Origin of the sequence: Metapseudomonas phytobenefica (assembly GCF_043392685.1) — a bacterium.
Classification (GTDB): Bacteria; Pseudomonadota; Gammaproteobacteria; order Pseudomonadales; family Pseudomonadaceae; genus Metapseudomonas.
In genome coordinates this window covers 1-1,245 of the sequence record NZ_JBHZGM010000078.1, presented here as the reverse complement: position 1 = coordinate 1,245, position 1,245 = coordinate 1, and the positions used below count along the sequence as shown (strand labels likewise).

1 protein-coding gene and 1 pseudogene are annotated in these 1,245 nt (G+C 61.0%); both read right to left on the bottom strand.

Going from position 1 to position 1,245, the window contains the following annotated elements; genetic code table 11:
• Positions 1-856: pseudogene (locus ACFW0B_RS25810) on the bottom strand (hypothetical protein); the annotation flags it as partial.
• A gap of 147 nt (positions 857-1,003) precedes the next feature.
• Positions 1,004-1,219: a hypothetical protein gene (locus tag ACFW0B_RS25805; protein WP_449151799.1), complete on the bottom strand. Its 216-nt coding sequence runs from the start codon at positions 1,217-1,219 to the stop codon at positions 1,004-1,006.
• Between the last annotated feature and the right edge of the window lie 26 nt (positions 1,220-1,245).

Genomic DNA, 1,245 nt, shown 5'->3' with positions numbered 1-1,245 from the left:
CGCCGGGGTTGCCTTCGAATTCCTGCGACTCACAGCCGACAATCTGCCCGTCGGACATGTAGTTGCAGGGCTTGGAGTCCTTGACGATGGGCGGCTCCGGCGCAAGGCACTGGTCGGGGTTAGGGCACACGCCCTCCTCGCCTGCCGCTGGGTTGCCGAGGGGATACCCGGAGCCGGTATCGCTGGCGACTTCGCCGGTGAAGTTGACGAAGATGGTGCACCACGATCCAGCAGCAACCAGCGTTACACCGCCCTCGGACTTGCCCGCAGGGAGCTTGCAATGGTCGACACCGCTCAAGGCCAGTTCAGCTACACAACCGGTCCTGTCCGCAATCGCCGGGGCCTGCGGGTTGCCGTCGTCATCGAACTTAATAAACACCTTCTGCGTTTTGGTGCCCTGTCCAGCGAGAGCCTTGCAGACGGCGGCCTGATCGAGCTGGTCGCCTTCGGCACACTCGCCCTGGCTGTTGATGAACTTGGGCTTGCCGTTGGCATCAGTGCCGCATTGTTCGCCGACGTTCGGAGGCGGAACCACGCACTGAGGCAGCGCCGTAGGGTTGTAAGTGGTATTCGGAGGGCAGGAATCGCCGAACCGCTGGATGTACATGACCGAAACGTTCGGATTGCCCGGCTGCTGACTCTGGCAGGTCCACTGCTCAGCGCTGGTGTAACTGCTGCTCGGCAGAATCACGTTCACGTAGTTGTTGTAGTAGTGGAGCGCGTTCTGGCAGGTCGTTTTCGGATCAGCGCCCGTACGACCGGACTGCACGTGCTTCCAGTAATACTCCGCCGACCAGGACGACGCAGAGAACAGGATCAGCAGGCCAAACAGCCAGCGACGTTGAAGGAACCGCATGTCACCACCCCCGCAGAACCAGAAAGGCCGAGGCCGCGCCCAGGACGAAGAAGGTGTATTCGTAAAGGTTGGTATAGAACTCGACCATTTCCCTATCCCCTGAAAACGAAGGGGGCCGCAGCCCCCTTTGTTTGCCCTGAACCGGCGTTACTTGATCAGGCCCTTGATCTTGCGAATGCCCATAATCCCGCCCGCAATGGCGCAGAGGATCAGCCCGACGGCGGTCAGGCCGGCGAGAATGTCGGTCTTGTCGACGCCTGCGGCCATGTCGGCCAGACCTTCGGCATACGCTTGTTGGGCCAGCACGGCAGTCGCAACACCGGCACCGGCCAGGGACTTGAGGAAACGTTTGGATGCTTGCATGGTCATTACTCCTTACGGATGAGGTG